Origin of the sequence: Noviherbaspirillum sp. (assembly GCF_035254685.1) — a bacterium.
In the GTDB taxonomy this organism is placed as follows: domain Bacteria; phylum Pseudomonadota; class Gammaproteobacteria; order Burkholderiales; family Burkholderiaceae_D; genus Noviherbaspirillum.
Window position 1 is genome coordinate 358,152 of record NZ_DATFAI010000020.1, and the last position, 19,003, is coordinate 377,154.

A 19,003-nucleotide genomic window follows, 5' to 3' on the forward strand; every position below is an offset into this window, starting at 1 on the left:
CTGCCATGTCACGTAAACATCCCATCATTGCCATCACCGGTTCCTCCGGCGCCGGCACGAGCACGGTCACCAAGACCTTTGAACATATCTTCCGCCGTGAGGGGCTGACCGCCGCGCTCATCGAGGGTGATTCCTTCCATCGCTACAACCGCACGGAAATGAAGGTCAAGCTGGCCGAAGAACTTGCCGCCGGCAACCAGCATTTCAGCCACTTCGGTCCGCAGGCCAACCTGTTCGAGGAACTGGAAGGCTTGTTCCGTCGCTACGGCGAAACCGGCACCGGCATGGTGCGCAAGTACCTGCACAATGAAGAGGAAGCCGCGCCCTATGACCAGGAACCCGGCACCTTCACGCCCTGGGAGCCGATCCCGGAAGGCACCGACCTGCTGTTCTATGAAGGTCTGCACGGCGCAGCGGTGGCCGATGGCGTGGATGTCGGGCGCCATGCCGATCTGCTCGTGGGCGTGGTGCCGACCATCAACCTCGAATGGACGCAGAAGCTGATTCGCGACAAGAGCCAGCGCGGCTATTCGCAGGAAGCAGTGGTCGACACGATCCTGCGCCGCATGCCCGACTACGTGAACTATATCTGCCCGCAGTTCTCGCGCACGCATGTCAATTTCCAGCGCGTGCCGATGGTTGACACGTCCAATCCTTTCATCACGCGCGACATTCCGACCGCGGATGAAAGCATGGTCGTGATCCGATTCGCCAATCCGAAGGGCATCGACTTCCCTTACCTGCTGTCGATGCTGCATGACTCGTGGATGTCGCGACCGAACATCATCGTCGTCCCCGGCGGCAAGATGGGGCTCGCGATGCAATTGATCTTCACGCCGATGATTCTTCGGCTGATGGAGATGAAGAAGAAGTAAGACACACACCGTAACCCCGGCAGCACCCTTGGAGCGCGGACACCGCAACGTGTCCGCTGTCCCTTCTTGCGCCCTGAATTCCCGCACTACCAGGAAAACACATGACCACTACCAGCCAGCAACTGTCCAACGCCCTGCGCTTTCTTGCCATCGACGCCGTGCAGGCAGCCAACTCGGGCCACCCCGGCATGCCCATGGGTATGGCCGACATCGCCGAAGTGCTGTGGCGTCGCTACCTGCGCCACAATCCCGCCAATCCACGCTGGATCGACCGCGACCGTTTCGTGCTGTCCAACGGCCACGGCTCGATGTTGCTCTACGCGCTGTTGCACCTGAGCGGCTATGACCTGTCGATCGACGAGCTGAAGAAGTTCCGCCAGATGCATTCGAAGACACCGGGGCATCCGGAATATGGCATCACGCCCGGCGTCGAGACCACCACCGGGCCACTGGGCCAGGGTCTGACCAATGCGGTCGGCATGGCGCTGGCGGAAAGATTGCTGGCGGAAGAATTCAACCGTCCCGACCACACCATCATCGATCATTACACGTACGTCTTCCTCGGCGACGGATGTCTGATGGAAGGCATTTCGCACGAAGCCTGTTCGCTCGCGGGCACGCTCAAGCTCGGCAAGCTGATCTGCTTCTATGACGACAACGGCATTTCCATTGACGGCCACGTGGAGCACTGGTTTGCGGACGATACGCCAAAGCGCTTCCAGGCATATGGATGGCATGTGATTCCGAATGTGGACGGTCACGATCACGAAGCCATCGACAAGGCGATCCAGGAAGCGCGCGGCGAAAGCGGCAGGCCGACGCTCATCTGTTGCAAGACCGTGATCGGCAAGGGCAGCCCGAACAAGGCAGGCACGCATGATGTGCACGGCGCTGCACTGGGTGACAAGGAAATCGCCGCCACGCGCGAAGCGCTCGACTGGGCCTACCCGCCCTTCGAGATACCGGAACGCATCCGCGCCGCATGGGACCAGAGCGCGCGCGGTGCGATGAACGAACGCGCATGGGCCGAGCGCTATCATGCCTACGCATTGGAGTACCCCGGTGAAGCGGTGGAACTGATGCGCCGCATGTCCGGCAACCTGCCGGAAAACTGGGCTGTGCATTCGCTGGAATCGCAGCATGAAACCAGCCGCAAGGCGGAAACGGTCGCTTCCCGCAAGGCGTCGCAGAACGCGATCGAACTCATCGCACCGGCATTGCCCGAACTGCTCGGCGGGTCCGCCGACCTGACCAGCTCGAACCTGACGAACTGGAGTGGTTCGGTCGCGGTCCGCGCGGAGCATCGCGGCAACCATATCAATTACGGCGTGCGCGAATTCGGCATGAGCGCCATCATGAACGGCATCGCCCTGCATGGCGGCTTCATCCCCTACGGCGGCACCTTCCTGACTTTCTCCGACTACAGCCGCAATGCACTGCGCATGGCCGCGCTGATGCGGATCCGTTCGATCTTCGTGTTCACGCACGACTCGATCGGCCTGGGCGAAGATGGTCCGACGCACCAGCCGATCGAGCACGTGACGAGCCTGCGCATCATCCCGAACATGAGTGTCTGGCGCCCTTGCGACAGCAGCGAAACGATGGCCGCCTGGAGTGCCGCGATCGAACGCAAGCATGGCCCGACTGCGCTGATCCTGTCGCGCCAGAATCTGCCTTTCCAGCAGCGCACGCCGGACCAGATCATCGCCATCCGGCGCGGCGGCTACGTCCTGTCGGAGGCGGCGAACGGCAAGCCGCATGCAGTCCTGATCGCCACGGGTTCGGAAGTCATGCTCGCCATGCAGGCGCAACGCGAACTGGAGAAGGAGGAAATCTTCGTGCGGGTGGTGTCGATGCCTTCCAACACCGAGTTCGACCTGCAGGGTGACACCTATCGCCGCAGCGTGCTGCTGCCCGGCGTGCCGAAGGTCGCAATGGAAGCCGGCGTGACCGATGGCTGGCACAAGTACATCGGTGAGAACGGTCGCGTCCTTGGCATCGACACCTTCGGCGAATCGGCGCCTGCTGCCCAGCTCTACAAGCACTTTGGCCTCACGAGCGAAGCCTTCTGCCAATCCGTCAAGACTCTGCTGGGGAAATAAGCGATGACCATTACGTCCTGGAGCCGTCCCGTCAATGCTGTCCTGTTCGACCTCGATGGTACGCTGATCCATACCGCGCCGGATATCACCGCTGCCGTCAACCAGATGCTGAAGATCCGCAATCTGCCGATCTTGCCGGAAGCGCTCGTCACCAACCTGATCGGGCGCGGCAGCCCGATCCTGATCGAGCGTGTGTTCAACGTGCTCGACATCCACCTTTCGCCGGGTGAACGCCTCGATGCCTTGCAGGTGTTCCAGGCATGTTACGAGGACATCGTCGGTACGCGCGCCCGTCCCTTTCCCGGCGTGGTCGATGCGCTGGAGCGCCTGATCGACATGAACCTGAAGCTCGCAGTCGTGACCAACAAATACCATCGCTTCGCGATGCGGCTGCTGCGGCAGTTCCACATGTCGTCGATGTTCGATCTCGTCGTCGGCGGCGACACGCTGGAGGTCCGCAAGCCCAATCCGCTGCCGCTCCTGCACGCCTGTGACAGCCTCGGCGTTCCGGTCAGCCAGTCGCTCTATGTTGGCGACTCGCCGATTGACGTCGAAGCGGCGAAAGCGGCCGGCCTGCCGGTCTTCTGCGTGCCCTACGGCTATCGCGAAGGCCAACCGGTATCGACACTCGCGTGCGACGGCTTCATCGAAACGCTGGCTGACATTCCGTATCTGATCACCGGGAAGCTCAATACACATCGCATGCAAAGGACTGCGTAATCCTGCTGTGTCATTCACCGTCAATGAACGGCTCCTTCCCCCTTGCAGGGGGAAGGTTGGGATGGGGGTAGAGAGGTTGAGACAGCGCTTGTCGATACCTCGAGCTTGCTACCTCCACCCTAGCCCTCCCCCTGCAAGGGGGAGGGCTAGGGTGGAGGACCCAGTCTTTAAAGCTGTAGAACTAAAACGCTGCCGAAAAATTTCGAACCATCTGGAGGAACAAACCATGACCATTCGCATCGCCATCAACGGCTATGGCCGCATTGGCCGCAATATCCTGCGCGCCCACTATGAAGGCGGAAAGAAGCACGACATCGAGATCGTTGCTATCAACGACCTCGGTAACGCCGAAACCAACGCACACCTTACCCGCTACGACACCGCGCACGGCCGTTTCAACGGCACGGTGCAGGTCGATGGCGAGCACATGATCGTCAACGGCGATCGCATCCTGACGACCGCCATGCGCCATCCGGCCGAACTGCCGTGGAAGAAGCTCGGCGTGGATGTCGTGCTGGAATGCACGGGCCTGTTCACCTCGAAGGAAAAGGCGGCAATGCATCTCGCCGCAGGAGCCAAAAAGGTCATCATCTCCGCGCCGGGCGGCAAGGATGTGGACGCGACTATTGTGTACGGTGTCAATCACAATGTGCTGAAGGCATCCGACACCGTCATCTCCAACGCATCCTGTACCACCAACTGCCTCGCGCCGATGGTGTTGCCGCTGCACCGCTCTCTCGGCGTCGTGCAGGGCCTGATGACCACCATCCACTCCTACACCAATGACCAGGTGCTGACCGACGTGTATCACGCCGACCTGCGCCGTGCCCGTTCGGCCACGATGTCGCAGATCCCGACCAAGACCGGCGCTGCCGCTGCGGTCGGCCTGGTGCTGCCGGAACTGAACGGGAGGCTTGATGGCTTCGCGGTGCGCGTGCCGACCATCAACGTGTCGCTGGTCGACCTGACCTTCACCGCTGCCCGCGAGACGACCGTCGAGGAAGTCAACGCGATCATGCGCGACGCAGCCGCCGGCGATCTCAAGGGCGTGCTGGAATACAACGACCAACCGCTGGTCTCCGTCGATTTCAACCACAACCCCGCCTCTTCCAATTTCGATGCCAGCCTGACCAAGGTCATTGGCAACCTGGTCAAGGTGAGCAGCTGGTACGACAACGAATGGGGCTTCTCCAATCGCATGCTCGACACCACCGTTGCGCTCATGGACGCACGCTGAGAGGCCGGAAAGAACCATGTCGATACGTCAATTCACCGCCATGCCGGACATTGCCGGCAAGCGCGTCTTCATCCGCGCCGACCTGAATGTGCCGCAGGACGAGCAAGGCCGGATCACCGATGACAGCCGCATTCGCGCGGCGCTGCCGGGCCTGCGCCACGCACTGGGCCACGGCGCCGCCATCATGCTGACCTCGCATCTCGGGCGCCCCACCGAAGGACAATTCCGCGAAGAAGATTCGCTGGCCCCCGTCGCGGCGCGCATCGGCGAGCTGCTTGGACGCCCGGTTCCGCTGGTGCGCAACTGGGTAGAGAACGGCGCCGATATCGGCCCCGGCGACCTCGTCGTGCTGGAGAACTGCCGCCTGAACGTCGGCGAGAAAGCGAACGATGACGCGCTCTCCAGGAAGATGGCGGCCATGTGCGACATCTACGTCAATGACGCCTTCGGCACCGCACATCGCGCCGAAGCGACCACGCATGGCATTGCAAAATACGCGAAAGTCGCCTGTGCCGGTCCACTGATGAGCGCGGAGCTCGATGCGCTGGGCAAGGTGCTCGACACGCCAGCGAAACCGGTCGTGGCCATTGTCGCCGGTTCGAAAGTGTCGACCAAGCTGACCATTCTCAAGAGCCTCGCGAAAAAGGTGGATCACCTGATCGTCGGCGGCGGCATCGCCAACACTTTCCTGCTGGCGATGGGTTACCAGGTCGGTGCATCGCTTGCTGAGCCGGGCCTGGTCGATGAAGCCAAGGCCATCATGCAAATGATGCGTGCCAAGGGCGGTAGCGTGCCCCTGCCGATCGATGTGGTGTGCGCGAAGCGCCTCGCGGCGGATGCCGTGGCGACCACCAAATCGCTGGGCGAAATCGCGCCGGACGACATGATTCTCGACATCGGGTTCCAGTCGGCATCCAAGCTCTCGCTGTTGGCCTGGCAGGCCGGCACCACCCTGTGGAATGGGCCGGTCGGCGTATTCGAGCATGAGCAGTTTGCGCAAGGGACGCGCGTGATCGGCGAGGCGATCGCAAAGTCGTCCGCATTCTCCGTCGCCGGTGGCGGCGATACACTGGCGGCGATCGCGAAGTTCAAGCTGGCAGATCGCATCAGCTACATCTCAACCGGCGGTGGCGCCTTCCTCGAATTCCTCGAAGGCAAGGAACTGCCCGCCGTCGCCATTCTGAAGCAGCGTGCCAATGACTGATCCCGTCACCACCCAGCAGCGCCGGACCAAGATCGTGGCCACGCTCGGCCCCGCTTCTTCCAGTCGCGAGAAACTGACGCAACTGATTCGTGCCGGCGTGGATGTGGTGCGCCTGAACTTCTCGCATGGCACACCGGAAAACCATGCAGCCGCTGCCTCACTGGTGCGCGAACTGGCGCACGAGTGCGGTCGCACGGTCGGCGTGCTGGCCGACCTGCAGGGGCCGAAAATCCGCATCGGCAAATTCGGCAGTGGCGCCATCACGCTGCACCCCGGACAGTCATTCACGCTGGATGCGCAATGCCGCAGCGGCGACGACAGCGTGGTCGGGTTGGACTACGCTGAACTTCCCGGCGATGTGCATGCAGGCGATGAACTGCTGCTCGATGATGGTCGCATCTCGATGCGCGTCGAGCGGGTCGAAAGCAGCGCCATTCATTGCCTCGTGATGAATGGCGGCATCCTGTCCAACCACAAGGGCATCAACCGGCGCGGCGGCGGGCTGACTGCACCGGCGCTGACGGATAAGGATCGCGCCGACATCATCACGGCGGCACAGATCGAGGCCGACTATCTTGCCGTGTCCTTCGTGCGCAGCGCGGACGACGTGGCACTGGCACGCGAACTCCTGCGCAAGGCGGGCGGCCATGCAGCCATCGTCGCCAAGATCGAGCGCACCGAAGCCATTGCGGAGCTCGATACCATCCTCGATGAAGCAGATGCCATCATGGTGGCGCGCGGCGATCTTGCCGTGGAAGTGGGCAATGCTGCCGTGCCGGCACACCAGAAGCGCATGATCCGCGCCGCACGCGAGAAGCACAAGCTGGCGATCACCGCCACGCAGATGATGGAATCGATGATCGATAACCCGGTGCCGACGCGCGCCGAAGTGTCGGACGTCGCGAATGCAGTCATCGACGGCACCGATGCAGTGATGCTGTCGGCCGAAACCGCCGTCGGGAAGTATCCGGTCGAAACCGTCGCCATGATGGCGAGTATCTGCGAGGAAGCCGAGCGCGAGATTCCCTTCGGCCCGGAGATCAAGCGCGGCAAGGCGACCAGCCGGGAGCAGTCGGTGGCCCGTTCTGCCGTGTTCACCGCCAACAACCTGGAGGTGAAGGCCATCGCCGCCCTCACCCAGTCGGGCATGACCGCACAGTTGATGTCGCGCCTCGATACGCTGGCGCCGATCTATGCGCTCAGTCCGCTCGCCGCCACGCGCCGCAAGGCGAGCCTGTTTCGCGGCGTCTATCCGATGGATTTCTCCCTGCCCTCGCACGACCCGGCGGAGGTCCTCGCCGAAGCGGAAGCGACGCTCAAGCGTCATGGTGCGGTGAAGGACGGCGATCTCATCGTGCTGACCATCGGCGAGCCGATCGGCAAGGAAGGCGGCACCAACACGATGAAGATCGTGCAGGTCGGCGAAGTCCGCAAACCCTGATTTTTCATTAGCCAAGGAGACAAGCATGGCACTCGTATCACTTCGACAATTGCTGGATCACGCCGCCGAGCACGGCTACGGCCTGCCGGCATTCAACGTCAACAACATGGAGCAGATCCAGGCCATCATGCAGGCCGCGGATGCCTGCGACAGCCCGGTCATCCTGCAAGGCTCGGCGGGCGCTCGCAAATACGCGGGTGAAGCCTTCCTGCGCAAGCTGGTGGAGGCTGCGGTGGAAACCTATCCGCATATCCCGGTGGTGATGCACCAGGACCACGGCGCCAGCCCGGCTGTGTGCCAGCGCTCCATCCGCTCGGGTTTTTCATCGGTGATGATGGACGGCTCGCTGATGGAAGACATGAAGACGCCCTCGAGTTTTCAGTACAACGTCGACGTCACGCGTCGCGTGGTCGAGATGGCGCATGCGGTCGGCGTATCGGTCGAAGGTGAACTCGGCTGCCTCGGCTCGCTGGAATCCGGCATGGCCGGCGAGGAAGACGGCTCCGGTGCGGAAGGCAAGCTGTCGCACGACCAGATGCTGACCGACCCTGCGCAGGCAGCGGACTTCGTTGCCCAGACCGGCGTCGATGCGCTCGCGATTGCCATTGGCACTTCGCATGGCGCCTACAAGTTCAGCCGCAAGCCGACTGGCGACATTCTTGCGATCGCACGCATCAGGGAAATCAATGCCCGCATCCCGAACACCCATCTCGTGATGCACGGCTCCAGCTCGGTGCCGCAGGAATGGCTGGACATCATTCGCAAGTATGGTGGCAACATCAAGGAAACGTACGGCGTGCCGGTGGAAGAAATCCAGCAAGGCATCAAGTACGGTGTGAGGAAAGTCAATATCGATACCGATATCCGCTTGGCCATGACCGGCGCGATGCGTAAGCTGATGGCGGAAAAACCGGAAGAATTCGATCCGCGCAAATTCCTGGCCGAAGCAACCAAGGCAGCGAAAGGCATCTGCAAGACGCGCTTCGAAGCCTTCGGCAGTGCGGGACAGGCGTCGAAGATCCGGGCAGTGCCGCTCGATACCATGGCGACCCGCTATGAGCAGGGCGAGCTGAAGGCAATCGTAAAGTAATCCGATTTTTTCCGGGAAGACGGCGGGGCGCCCACCCTGCCGCCATGTCTTTTGTGCATCATGCTGAACGGAGCGCCGCATGAATACCCTCTTCGATCCGGACCTTGACGACGGCCTGCTGCAGGCCTTGATCTTCGATGTTGACGGCACACTGGCCGACACCGAGCGTGATCTTCACCGCGTTGCATTCAACCGCGCGTTTCGGCAGGCCGGACTCGACTGGACCTGGGACGTGGCGACCTATGGCCGGCTGCTGAATGTGGCGGGCGGCAAGGAACGCATCCTCCATTACATCAATACCTGCGTGCCCCACCAGGCACCGGCCGATCCGGAGGCGCTGACCCGCGAACTGCATGCGCTCAAGACAGACATTTACCTCGACCTGTTGCGCAGCGGAGAAATCGCGCTGCGCCCCGGCGTTGCGCGCCTCCTGCGTGAAGCGCGCAACGGCGGTTTCCGCCTGGCGATCGCCACCACCACCACCTACGCCAATGTCGTGACCCTGCTGCAGGCCACGCTCGGCGATGGCGCACACAAGTGGTTTGAAGTGATCGGTGCCGGCGATGCAGTCCCAAACAAGAAACCCGCGCCTGATATCTATCGCTACGTCCTGCAAAAGCTTGGCCTCCCGCCCTCCGCCTGCTTTGCCTTCGAGGATTCCGGGAACGGACTGCGGGCAAGTGTCGGTGCCGGGCTCCGCACCATTGTCACGCCGACCGTCTATACCGCGCGTGAAGATTTCAGTGGCGCGTTTTCCATCCTGTCCGATCTCGGCGAACCGGATTCCGACTGCAACCACTTCGGCGGTTATCGACCACAACATGGCATGATCGACACTGCCCAACTCGACGCGTGGCATGAACAAACAGCGGCGGCGCTGGCGTGAAGTCGATTACCTGACCTTCGAATCCATCCAGACGAAGAACATCCGGGCGGACGTGCTCGCCTGATGTAAAAAAGCCCTGACTGAAAAACAGCCAGGGCAAGCAGGGATATCGTTGGAATGCCGCGCAGCACGAACTGCGCGACCGTTGCGTCAGTGTCCTTGCACGGGGACCATCACGGCTTCAGGTACACGAAACCTTCCTGCGACTGCAGGCGCGCAATCTCGGCGACGCCGGACGGTACGACCGTGGCCTCGGGAATCACGCGGCTCTTGTCGATCTTGCGCGCCTGTAGAGTGTTGTTGCAGACACGGAATTGCACATTGCGGTTCACGAGTTCCTGGACCACGGCATCATATGGATTGCCGTTCTTGTCCTTCGCGCCGTCCAGCAGGAAGTCGATGCCGGCCCCATGCGCAACGACGACGATCTTCGCCTTCGGGCTGGCATTCAAATGGTTGCGGATATTGTTGAGCGCAGCCATGGCGACTGTCGCGTCGTTCAGGTGATACACCACCTTTTCTTCGTTCTGGGCTGCAGTTGCCGTGGCAAGGGTCAGCCATGCTAGGAAAAGGACGGTGAATGCATTGCGTAAGGTCTTCATTGGTTTGTCTCCTGGTGGTGAGTCGAATTATTTGATGGATGAATGTGCTACTTCTGCTGCAGGCTTTCCTTTTCCATGAGGATGTAGGTGCCGTAGGCATTGAGGCGATTGGCCGCGTCGAAGGCGGGATAGCTCTTGAAGGGCGTCCAGTCGATCTTGTCGTAGGCCTCGTCGAAAGGCACCATGTCGGCAACTGCATCGCCCATCTGCTTGCGCAGGAAAAGCAGATAGTCGCGCGTGAGTTTCATGTCCTGCAGCGGCTGCGTCGACGATTCGCCATGCCCCGGCACGACCACCACGGGATTCACTTCCAGCATGCGGTCGAGCGCGGACAGCCAGACTTTGCTGTCGGCATTGCCCACGAAGGGAATGCGTCCGGTGAAGAACAGGTCGCCCGCGAAAAGCATCCTGTCTTCATCGACCGAGAGCATGATGTCCTCTTCCGAGTGCGCGCCGCTGGTGTCGATGATGCGGAAATGCATGCCGCCCAGCGTGAATCGGATGACCTTGGAATCCTTGAAGCTCAGCCAGCGGTCCGCCGGCACCAGCCTGGTTTTCGCATTGACCCAGGGCGCAAGGGCTTCACGGCGCTGCGACAGCCGCTCCCTGGCGAGATCGGAATGCAGGTAGGCCTGACCGTGCTGGTGGGCCCAGACTTGCGCGCCCGCCGCCTTCAGCGCCTGCAGGCCGTAGAAATGGTCGGCGTGGTAGTGGCTGATGATGACGTAGCGAATCGGCTTTGGTGTGATTTCGCGAATCGCCTTGACCATGGCCTCACCCAATGCCGGCGTGGCAAGGGCATCGAAAACCACCACGCCCTCGTCGGTCACCACAAAGCCGGCGTTCGACATGAAACCCTTGTTCTCCGCGCTGGCCATGCCGGAGCCGCCGTGGAAGTAATACACGTGCGGCGATACCTTGATGGCTTCCAGCCGGATTTCCTTTTCCGCCGCGAGCGCTGCAGTGGAAGCCGCCGCGCCTGCCGAAGCAAGCAGCCTTCCAAACAAACCGCCAACCGATACACACATCCGATATTCACTCCTGCGCCATTGCGCGCCGTCCATTCGGCCACTGTAGCTGGAACGCACAGGCGGCCAATTCAGGGCTAAATATAACACCAATTGATTATATGCCGATGAAGGAATATATGCTTAAATAGTGACATACAACATTTGTGGGGGCGCAAGGAATGGCCGCATCAGCCCCCGGACAAGAATCAAAGGCGCGAGCACGGGGCCGGCCTCCGCCGCGCACGGCTTCAAGAGGACAGGACAATGACTCTGGCTGGTCTGATGGAATCGATTGGCGAAGGCGAAGTGCTCGCCCTTGGCGGACTGACAATTGGTTTGCTGTTTGGCATCTGCGCACAGCGCTCGCGCTTCTGCCTGCGTTCTGCGGTGATCGAAACCTGCCATGGCCAGCTCGGCAACAAGCTCGCGGTCTGGCTGCTGGCCTTCTCCGGCGCCATCATCCTCACCCAGGCTTTCATCCTCACGGGCATCCTCGATGTCAGCAATGCGCGCCAGCTCGCCGCGCGCGGCACACTCTCCGGTGCGCTGATCGGCGGCCTGCTGTTCGGCACCGGCATGATCCTCGCCCGGGGCTGTTCGAGCCGCCTGCTGATCCTTGCAGGTACGGGCAACCTGCGCTCGCTGCTGTCGGGCCTGGTGTTCGCCGTGGTCGCTCAGGCTTCGCTGGCGGGCATCCTGTCGCCGCTGCGCATCGCCATCAGCAACTGGTGGACCATCGATGGCGGCACGGCCCGCAATCTGCTCGATACCTTCCATCTCGGTAACGGCAGCGGCGTTGTCTTCGGCCTGATCTGGCTGGTCGGCGGCGTGTTCTTCTCGATCCGCAGCAAGATCGGCGTGGCGTCCATGCTGACCGGCTTCGGCGTCGGCGCCATGGTGGCCACGGCCTGGCTGTTCACCTACCAGATCGCGTCCGAAGCCTTTGAAGTAACCCAAGTGAAAAGCCTGAGCTTCACCGGGCCGGCGGCAGACGTGCTGATGCTGGTGCTGTCCCCGCCGGGGCATCCCTGGAATTTCGACATCGGGCTGGTGCCCGGAGTCTTCATCGGTTCCTTCCTTTCCGCCCGCTTCGGCGGAGAGCTCAAGCTGGAAGGTTTCAAGGATGGCCTGAGCATGCGCCGCTACATCATCGGCGCGGTGTGCATGGGCTTCGGCGGCACGCTCGCGGGCGGCTGTGCGGTCGGCGCCGGCGTCTCGGGCGCGGCCGTGTTCGCGCTGACGGCCTGGGTCACGCTGTGCGGGATGTGGATCGCCGCCGGCCTGACGGACTACCTGGTCGACCGCCGTCCGCTGGCAGCCTGAACGGGATCACTCTTCACCGTCATTCCTGAAGCAGCGGATCGCGGCATCCACCATGCCTTCGACGCTTCCGCTGCGGGCATATTCCTCGCGCAGCAGGCTGGCATCATTGCCGGCATGCGCAACGTGGTAGATGTGATCCAGCGCCGCCGTGCCGCCCAGTTTCATCGCGAAGGGCTCGATGCGGCGCAAAGTGGTGAGGATATCCTCGCGCACCGAGAGTGATTCATGGCTCTTCGGATGCACGATGGTGCCGTCCAGGCCGAAGCGGCATGCCTGGAAGCGGTTGTAGTTGTACACGAGGTAATCGTCCTCGGCCGGTGCCTCTTCCTCGCCCTCGAGCAGATATGAACACAAGGCTTGCAGGTAGCCTGCCAATGCCGCAGCTCTCTCCACCGTCAGCGGCGTGTCGCACACACGCAGTTCGATCGTGCCGTACTCGGGCTTCGGCCGGATATCCCAGTAGAAGTCCTTCATGCTTTTCACGATGCCGGTGTTCTCCATCCGCGTGAAATAGTCGCGCTGGAAATCGTCCCACTTCAGCAGGAAGGGAGCGCGTCCGCTCAGGGGGAATGCGAAGACCGAATTCAGCCGCGCGGAGTTGAACAGTGTGTCGCTGCCTTGAAAATAGGGCGACGAGGCCGACAAGGCGATGAAGTGCGGCACGTAGCGGTTCAGCGAATGCAGCAGGAACAGTGCGTCGTCGCCTGATTCGCAACCGATGTGGACATGCTGCCCAAACACCGTGAACTGTTTTGCGAGATAGCCGTACAGCCCCGAGACCTGCTTGAAACGCGGCTTCGAGAAAATCTTGCGCTCCGCCCATTTCTGGAACGGATGCGTGCCGCCGCCGCAGACGCCGACATTCAGCATGTCGCCCGCGCGCACCAGCGTGTCCCGGATGCTGCGCAACTGCTCGACCAGCTCGGAATGGCGGGTATGCACGTTGGTGTTGATCTCGATCATGCTCTCCGTGATCTCGGGCGTGACATTGCCGGGAAACGGCTTGCGCGCCAGAAGGTCGAGCATGTCGGGGCTGGCCGCCGTCAGGTCGAAGTCGCTCAGGCTGACGAGTTGCAGTTCGAGCTCGACGCCAAGCGTGAGCGGATCCGAATGCTTGAATGCTTCCAGTGGCATGCCTACTCCTCTTCTGAATCGGGTGTTTCGTTCGCCCAGATCAGCGCGCGCTGCGTGATGATCGGGCCGATCACTTCCAGCACCAGCGCCAACGCGGCGACCGGCACCAGGCTGTCAACCAGGTCAACGCCCATGCGTCGCGTCTGTTCCAGCATCAGGACCATGAACACCGAGAGCGGCGCCAGTGCCAGGCCGGTCAGCGCGCCCTTGCGCCATGACACGCCGCTGACGCGTGCAAAGACGGTGACGCCCGCGACCTTGGCAACAAAGCGTGCAGCCACGAGGGCCAGCGCGAGCGGCATGCCGTCGATGACCCTGCCCCACGCCAGCGTCGCGGCGACGAAGAAGAACAGCACGACGCTGAGCAGGTCGCCCATCACGCCGAAGTTGCGCTGCGTCTTGTTGAGCGTGACGCGCCGATGCCGCGCCACCAGTCCGAAGGTCAGCGTCGCCAGCAGCGGCGAGAATTTGAATGCATGGGTGACGGCCACCAGCAGGATGACAGCGATGGCGAACGCCAGTGTGGCATCGCGCGAAAGATTCCCGAGCCGTCGCAACAGGCCGGGCACAGCCCAGCCGAGAAGCGCGCCGAGGCCGGCCGATACGGCGAGGACGACAAGGCTGTTCCAGGCAGCACTCAACAGACTGCCCGATGTCTGGAACACGCCGATGCCGATAATGACCTTGAAGGTGAACACCGCGAGCACACAGTTGAGCGCGGACAGGTGCAAGGCGCGCTCCGTCACCTGGCCGGAACTGCGCTGCTCGTTGATCACGCGCAGCATGCCTGCCGGCGACGTCGCCATCGCCAGTGATCCGAGCAGCAATGCCGGCAGCGTCGGCGTGCCGAACAACTGCGCAACGACATACACCGCGACAAAGGTGGCGATCGCCTCGGCTGCACCCATGACGGCAATCCATGGATTGGCGCGCAGCCAGTGCAGGTTGATGCGATACCCCATCTCGAACAGCATCAGGCCGAAGGCAATGTTCGCCAGCAGCATGAATGTGTCGGTTTCGGACTGCGGCAACACTTCAATCAACAGCGCGCCGAAGGCAAACCCCATCAGTCCGTAGATGCTAATGCGGGGCAAGCCCGTGAGACGATATCCAAACTCGCCGGCCAGCCATGCGACGGCGATGGCGAACGGCCACGCAAGCTGATAGGTCATGGGAACAAGATCCGGCATACCCGTTATCTCCCTGATTGTTGAGACATCCTGGATACTCGATGACGCGCAAGGACTACGCCTGCTCCAATTTCTGGATCAGCATGTCGAGCAACTGCACTATATCCAGCCTGTGGGCGAGACAGAATTCCGCCTCACCCGGACCATCCACGCGAACGGTCAGCCAATCCTGCGCACGCAGCTTGAGCACTTCATCATCCGACACATCATCACACACGTAGAGCGCGGCCGGAGCAGCGCATGCCGTGCGCAATCGCATCAGCAGCTCGCCCTTTCCCGGCACGTCGGCAGGCAGCAGGTTCAACGCATACTTTCCGGCAACGATGCGAGGTGTCGGCTGCAGGCTGGCGAACAGCTTCATCAGACGCTGCTCCAGCTCTCCGTCACAGCCGCCCATGCGGCAGTGTACGGCCAGCGAGCAACCGCGGTTTTCAATGCGCAATCCGGGAGCCATGGCCGTGCATTCCTGGAGTTGCCTCTCCCATTCGACGCAAAGCGCATGATACCGCGCGGATTCGCTGTCGAATTCCGGCAGGCCTTCGAGGCCATGGTTGCCGATGACAAACTCCGGCATGAAATCGACGCGCATGGCGATGTCGTCGACGCACCGGGCCGAAACGACAGCCACGCGGCTCATCTCGGACAGCGTCATCAGTCGGCGCAGCACTGCCGGCGGAATGTCTGCCCGTTCGGGGTCCCTCACGACGGGAGCCAGCACGCCGTCGAAGTCGAACGCACATAACATGCCGGGCCGGACGATTTCATTGAGGCGCGTAGCGCCGTGCTCAAACAAAGGTAATGACATGTTTCAACAGAATGATGTGGGCGCGCTTGCAGGAATGCCCGGGGGATTCAGTATGCGCCTGCCGCACCACGATAGGTTCGTTGACGAAACGCGGGCCGCCTCATGCCGAGCACAGCTCCGCAGCGGAAGCAGGCAATGCGGCTTCGCCAGTGCAAAGGGCGACCTCTGCATCACGAATTCTTTTGTCCCTTGACAGCATCTGCCGCACTCTGCTCCCTTGTTCCGCTCTTTCCGCGCTTCGCATGGATAAGGTTGCTGATTTCGACGAGGTGCCGTGAATAGCATTCGGCCAGAAGGTCAATCATACGCCGCAGGCTTTCCGGGGAAGGCCCATACCGGAATGCCGGCGGCTTTCCGTGGTCCTTCACGAGAATGCCGGCGCTATGCAATTCATCCAGCAATGCACGCGCTACAGCGTCATCCACATACAGTTCCCGCGCAAGCAATCTGCTCTCCCAGGCACGTCCTGCTTCCCTGCGCAACAGCAGCATCGCCTCCAGAAATGGAACGGATGGAATGTCGGCAAGGATGAAACGCCTGAGTTCGTCGGGGATACGTTCCCGATTCATGGTTTCTCTCGTACTCGATTCATGCGTGCGGCATGCAGGCCGCGATTCACGGGGCGATCATCGGGTTCGCGCGAAAAATACCCCCCCGGTCAAGGGGGGGTTAAGAAAAGGCCGGTAATTTCCTTTTCACTGCTGTAAATCATTCATCGATCGAGGTGGCACGCACCTGCATTCGATATCCGGTCAACCAGGCTGCTGGCCCGGATACGGGAAAAATGACAGCCCGTCAGAAAAATTGCGCGGGCCCGAGGGGATCAAGGCGAACTTCATTGGTTGCCATGATGCACGAGGAAACTTAGGAGAAACTTAAAATCGACGAAAAACAAGGCGTTCGCCGTCCGCGCGAGTAAAGGTCAGGACGCGCGGCGGGACGCCGCCATCGGATCGCGGTCTCTCCGCACGGAATCTGTCCGACAAGCTTTCGAGCAATGCACCTGACTCACCTGTCGCCAAACGCATTGCCAGCGGCGAATCAGGCCGCCGCGGCTGGTGCGGGGATCGAGGGCGCTGCACCCTCGAGCGGGAACGTGATCGTCACCAGCAATCCGCCGAGCGCGGATGTTCCGAGTTCCACCTCCGCTCCGTGCTTGTCGGCAATCGTTTTCACAATTGCGAGGCCGAGTCCGCTGCCGTTCGGCGACGTGCCGGGGACCCGATAGAAACGGTCGAACACCCTCTCCCGGTTTTCCTCGATGATGCCTGCGCCCGAATCCTCGACGGCCAGGCGTGCCACCGATCCGTCCGCCAGCAGGCCAATGCGGACCTGCCCGTGTTCCGGGGTATAGCGGACTGCGTTATCAAGCAGGTTGCGCACCAGTATGCGCAGGGCTTCGGCATCGCCGCGCATGTCCACCTCCGCAAAATCCCCGTAGCGCACGTCGATGTGCCGAGATTGCGCAAACGGGGCAACGTCATTGGCTGCATGCGCCACGCAGCTGTTAAGCGAAACGATGCCCGGCTCTTCCGCTTCGACCAGCGGATCCTGCCGCGCCAGCACCAGCAATTGCTCGACCAGCCGCGACGCCCGGTCGACTCCGCCCAGCAGGCGGCCAATCGCCTGGTTGCGGGCGCTCTCGTCCCTGGCGCGCGCGAGTGTCTGCACCTGCAGCTTGAGCGCCGTGAGCGGCGAGCGCAGCTCATGGGCTGCGTCGGCCACGAAGCGCTGCTGTGAATGCAGCGCCCATGCCATGCGCGCCAGCAGCGAATTGAGCTCCGCCACCAGCAGTGAGACTTCCTTCGGCACACCCTTGTCGGACACCGGGGCGAGCTCACCCGCGTGGCGATTGGCAAGGTCCTGTCCGATGCGGTTCAGCGGTTCCAGTGCCGAGGTCACCACCCACCACGCCGCCACGAACAGCAGCAGCGATACCGGCAGCACCGGCCACACCGAATGCCAGGCCAGCGAGATCGCGCGGTCGCGCCGCGAATCCATCTTCTGCGCCACCTGGATCACCCGCGTCTCCCTGTGCACCGCATAGATGCGCCAGTCGCCGTTGTCGAGCGTGACTGTCGAATAGCCGAGCGAGCCGCGCTCCGGCAAGGTGCGGTAGGCGCGCGACTGATAGACACGCACGCCGTCGTCGGTCCAGATCTGGATCACGAAGTCGAAGTCGTTGTCATCGGATGGCGCCTTGTACCAGTCCGACTGCTGCACCGCGCTGTCCTGCAGCGCAAGCGCCATCTGTTCCATGTGGTAGTCGAACAGCATGTTCGCCTTGTCCATGGCTTCGCGGAAGGATGCGACGAACTGCACGCCGGCCGCGATCGTAATCGCGACGCCGAGCAGCAGGATCAATCGTATGCGTAATGATTGCATCAAATTTTTTCGACCATATATCCGAGGCCGCGGACGTTGATGATGAATTGCTGGCCTAGCTTCTTGCGCAGTCCGTGGATGTAGACCTCCACCGCATTGCTCTCCACCTCGCCCGACCAGCCGTACAGGCGTTCCTCCAGTTGGGCGCGCGAAAAGATGGCGCCGGGGCGCGCCACCAGCGTATCGAGAATGGCCCACTCGCGCGAGGAAAGGACCACCTGCCGCTCCGCGACCAGCACCTGGCGCGTCACGGGATTGATCGCTACGTCACCTTTCCGATAGAGCGGATCGCCGCCGCCCCGGGCGCGTCGTACCAGCGCATGCAGGCGCGCGATCAGCTCCTCCAGGTCGAACGGCTTGACGAGATAGTCATCGGCACCGGTATTCAATCCCTGCACACGCTGTTCGACGGTGTCGCGCGCAGTCACCACCATGACAGGCAAGGAATTGCCCTTCGCGCGCAGGCCGCGCAGGACGTCGATGCCGTCCTTCTGCGGAAGCCCGAGGTCCAGCAGCAAGGCGTCATAGGCATAGGCGGCGAGCGCGGTCTCGGCGGCTGCGCCATCCTTCACCCAGTCGACGGCAATGCCTTCGCCGTCCAGAGCGATCTGGATGTTCTCGCCAATCATGGCATCGTCTTCAACGAGGAGTACTTTCATCGGTAGTGCGCGGGAAAAAGTCCGTTTGCCGTATGGAAGGGTTGAGGGATTGTAGGCGCGCCCTGCAGGGAGCTGCAAGGTTTGCGATGCAGGGCCGCGCCGTCAGATTGGCGTCCTTGCAAGGATGTCTTTCGATTTCGACATGCCATCACGACATCGCTGCCAAGACTTGGCGGCCGCATGGATGATACCAAGCAGCGAACAAGCACGAACAAACAGCGAACGACACTGGCAGAAATAAGAAAGCCCGCGCCTTCCGGGCGCGGGCTTGCTTGATTGTCTCTCTCCCACCTTCTCCGAGATGGATTTTTTACACTGCGGGTGGATTTTCCACCTTTTT

17 protein-coding genes are annotated in these 19,003 nt (G+C 61.9%); 9 read left to right on the forward strand and 8 right to left on the reverse strand.

What is annotated here, in order from left to right; genetic code table 11:
• Window positions 1-5: 5 nt before the first annotated feature.
• The 8 genes from VJ698_RS07510 (at window position 6) to VJ698_RS07545 (ending at window position 9,555) form a co-directional block, all read left to right on the forward strand.
• Window positions 6-875, forward strand: a complete 870-nt coding sequence (locus VJ698_RS07510) for a phosphoribulokinase (RefSeq protein ID WP_324102098.1) — start codon at window positions 6-8, stop codon at window positions 873-875.
• A 101-nt stretch (window positions 876-976) separates the two neighbouring features.
• Window positions 977-2,977, forward strand: coding sequence for a transketolase (gene tkt, locus VJ698_RS07515; RefSeq protein WP_324102099.1), 2,001 nt, complete (start codon window positions 977-979; stop codon window positions 2,975-2,977).
• Between the two features lie 3 nt (window positions 2,978-2,980).
• On the forward strand, window positions 2,981-3,697 hold the full coding sequence (gph, locus tag VJ698_RS07520) for a phosphoglycolate phosphatase (protein ID WP_324102100.1): 717 nt from the start codon (window positions 2,981-2,983) through the stop codon (window positions 3,695-3,697).
• A 226-nt stretch (window positions 3,698-3,923) separates the two neighbouring features.
• Window positions 3,924-4,934, forward strand: coding sequence for a type I glyceraldehyde-3-phosphate dehydrogenase (gene gap / locus VJ698_RS07525; protein WP_324102101.1), 1,011 nt, complete (start codon window positions 3,924-3,926; stop codon window positions 4,932-4,934).
• A 16-nt stretch (window positions 4,935-4,950) separates the two neighbouring features.
• Window positions 4,951-6,138 carry a phosphoglycerate kinase gene (locus tag VJ698_RS07530; RefSeq protein WP_324102102.1) on the forward strand — a complete coding sequence of 396 codons (1,188 nt, stop codon included), beginning with the start codon at window positions 4,951-4,953 and terminating at the stop codon, window positions 6,136-6,138.
• Window positions 6,131-7,579: a pyruvate kinase gene (gene pyk / locus VJ698_RS07535; RefSeq protein WP_324102103.1), complete on the forward strand. Its 1,449-nt coding sequence runs from the start codon at window positions 6,131-6,133 to the stop codon at window positions 7,577-7,579. Before VJ698_RS07530 ends, pyk begins: the two co-directional genes overlap by 8 nt.
• Window positions 7,580-7,604: 25 nt before the next feature.
• Window positions 7,605-8,669 (forward strand): class II fructose-bisphosphate aldolase, encoded by a 1,065-nt coding sequence (fba, locus tag VJ698_RS07540; RefSeq protein ID WP_324102104.1) that lies wholly within the window; start codon window positions 7,605-7,607, stop codon window positions 8,667-8,669.
• Between the two features lie 79 nt (window positions 8,670-8,748).
• Window positions 8,749-9,555 carry an HAD family hydrolase gene (locus VJ698_RS07545; protein ID WP_324102105.1) on the forward strand — a complete coding sequence of 269 codons (807 nt, stop codon included), beginning with the start codon at window positions 8,749-8,751 and terminating at the stop codon, window positions 9,553-9,555.
• Between the two features lie 173 nt (window positions 9,556-9,728).
• Here VJ698_RS07545 and VJ698_RS07550 read toward each other — a convergent pair whose 3' ends face one another.
• Both VJ698_RS07550 and VJ698_RS07555 read right to left on the reverse strand, forming a co-directional pair.
• A complete protein-coding gene (locus VJ698_RS07550) occupies window positions 9,729-10,157 on the reverse strand; it encodes a DsrE family protein (protein WP_324102106.1) in 429 nt (142 codons plus the stop codon).
• Window positions 10,158-10,204: 47 nt separating this feature from the next.
• A complete protein-coding gene (locus VJ698_RS07555; RefSeq protein ID WP_324102107.1) occupies window positions 10,205-11,185 on the reverse strand; it encodes an MBL fold metallo-hydrolase in 981 nt (326 codons plus the stop codon).
• A gap of 246 nt (window positions 11,186-11,431) precedes the next feature.
• Between VJ698_RS07555 and VJ698_RS07560 the strand changes: the two genes are divergently transcribed.
• Window positions 11,432-12,490: a YeeE/YedE family protein gene (locus VJ698_RS07560; RefSeq protein ID WP_324102108.1), complete on the forward strand. Its 1,059-nt coding sequence runs from the start codon at window positions 11,432-11,434 to the stop codon at window positions 12,488-12,490.
• Between the two features lie 6 nt (window positions 12,491-12,496).
• Here the strand turns inward: VJ698_RS07560 and VJ698_RS07565 are convergent, their stop codons facing one another.
• The 6 genes from VJ698_RS07565 to VJ698_RS07590 all read right to left on the reverse strand — a co-directional run bounded on the left by VJ698_RS07565 (window position 12,497) and on the right by VJ698_RS07590 (window position 18,663).
• Window positions 12,497-13,624 (reverse strand): YbdK family carboxylate-amine ligase, encoded by a 1,128-nt coding sequence (locus VJ698_RS07565; RefSeq protein ID WP_324102109.1) that lies wholly within the window; start codon window positions 13,622-13,624, stop codon window positions 12,497-12,499.
• Between the two features lie 2 nt (window positions 13,625-13,626).
• Complete coding sequence (locus VJ698_RS07570) at window positions 13,627-14,814, reverse strand: cation:proton antiporter (RefSeq protein ID WP_324102110.1); 1,188 nt, start codon at window positions 14,812-14,814, stop codon at window positions 13,627-13,629.
• 55 nt (window positions 14,815-14,869) lie between these two features.
• Window positions 14,870-15,619, reverse strand: a complete 750-nt coding sequence (locus VJ698_RS07575) for a trehalose-phosphatase (protein WP_324102111.1) — start codon at window positions 15,617-15,619, stop codon at window positions 14,870-14,872.
• Between the two features lie 170 nt (window positions 15,620-15,789).
• Window positions 15,790-16,188: a hypothetical protein gene (locus tag VJ698_RS07580; protein ID WP_324102112.1), complete on the reverse strand. Its 399-nt coding sequence runs from the start codon at window positions 16,186-16,188 to the stop codon at window positions 15,790-15,792.
• 472 nt (window positions 16,189-16,660) lie between these two features.
• The gene (locus tag VJ698_RS07585) at window positions 16,661-18,004 is read right to left on the reverse strand and encodes an ATP-binding protein (protein ID WP_324102113.1); all 1,344 of its coding nucleotides are present in this window, start codon (window positions 18,002-18,004) and stop codon (window positions 16,661-16,663) included.
• Window positions 18,004-18,663, reverse strand: a complete 660-nt coding sequence (locus tag VJ698_RS07590) for a response regulator (RefSeq protein ID WP_324102114.1) — start codon at window positions 18,661-18,663, stop codon at window positions 18,004-18,006. Before VJ698_RS07590 ends, VJ698_RS07585 begins: the two co-directional genes overlap by 1 nt.
• Between the last annotated feature and the right edge of the window lie 340 nt (window positions 18,664-19,003).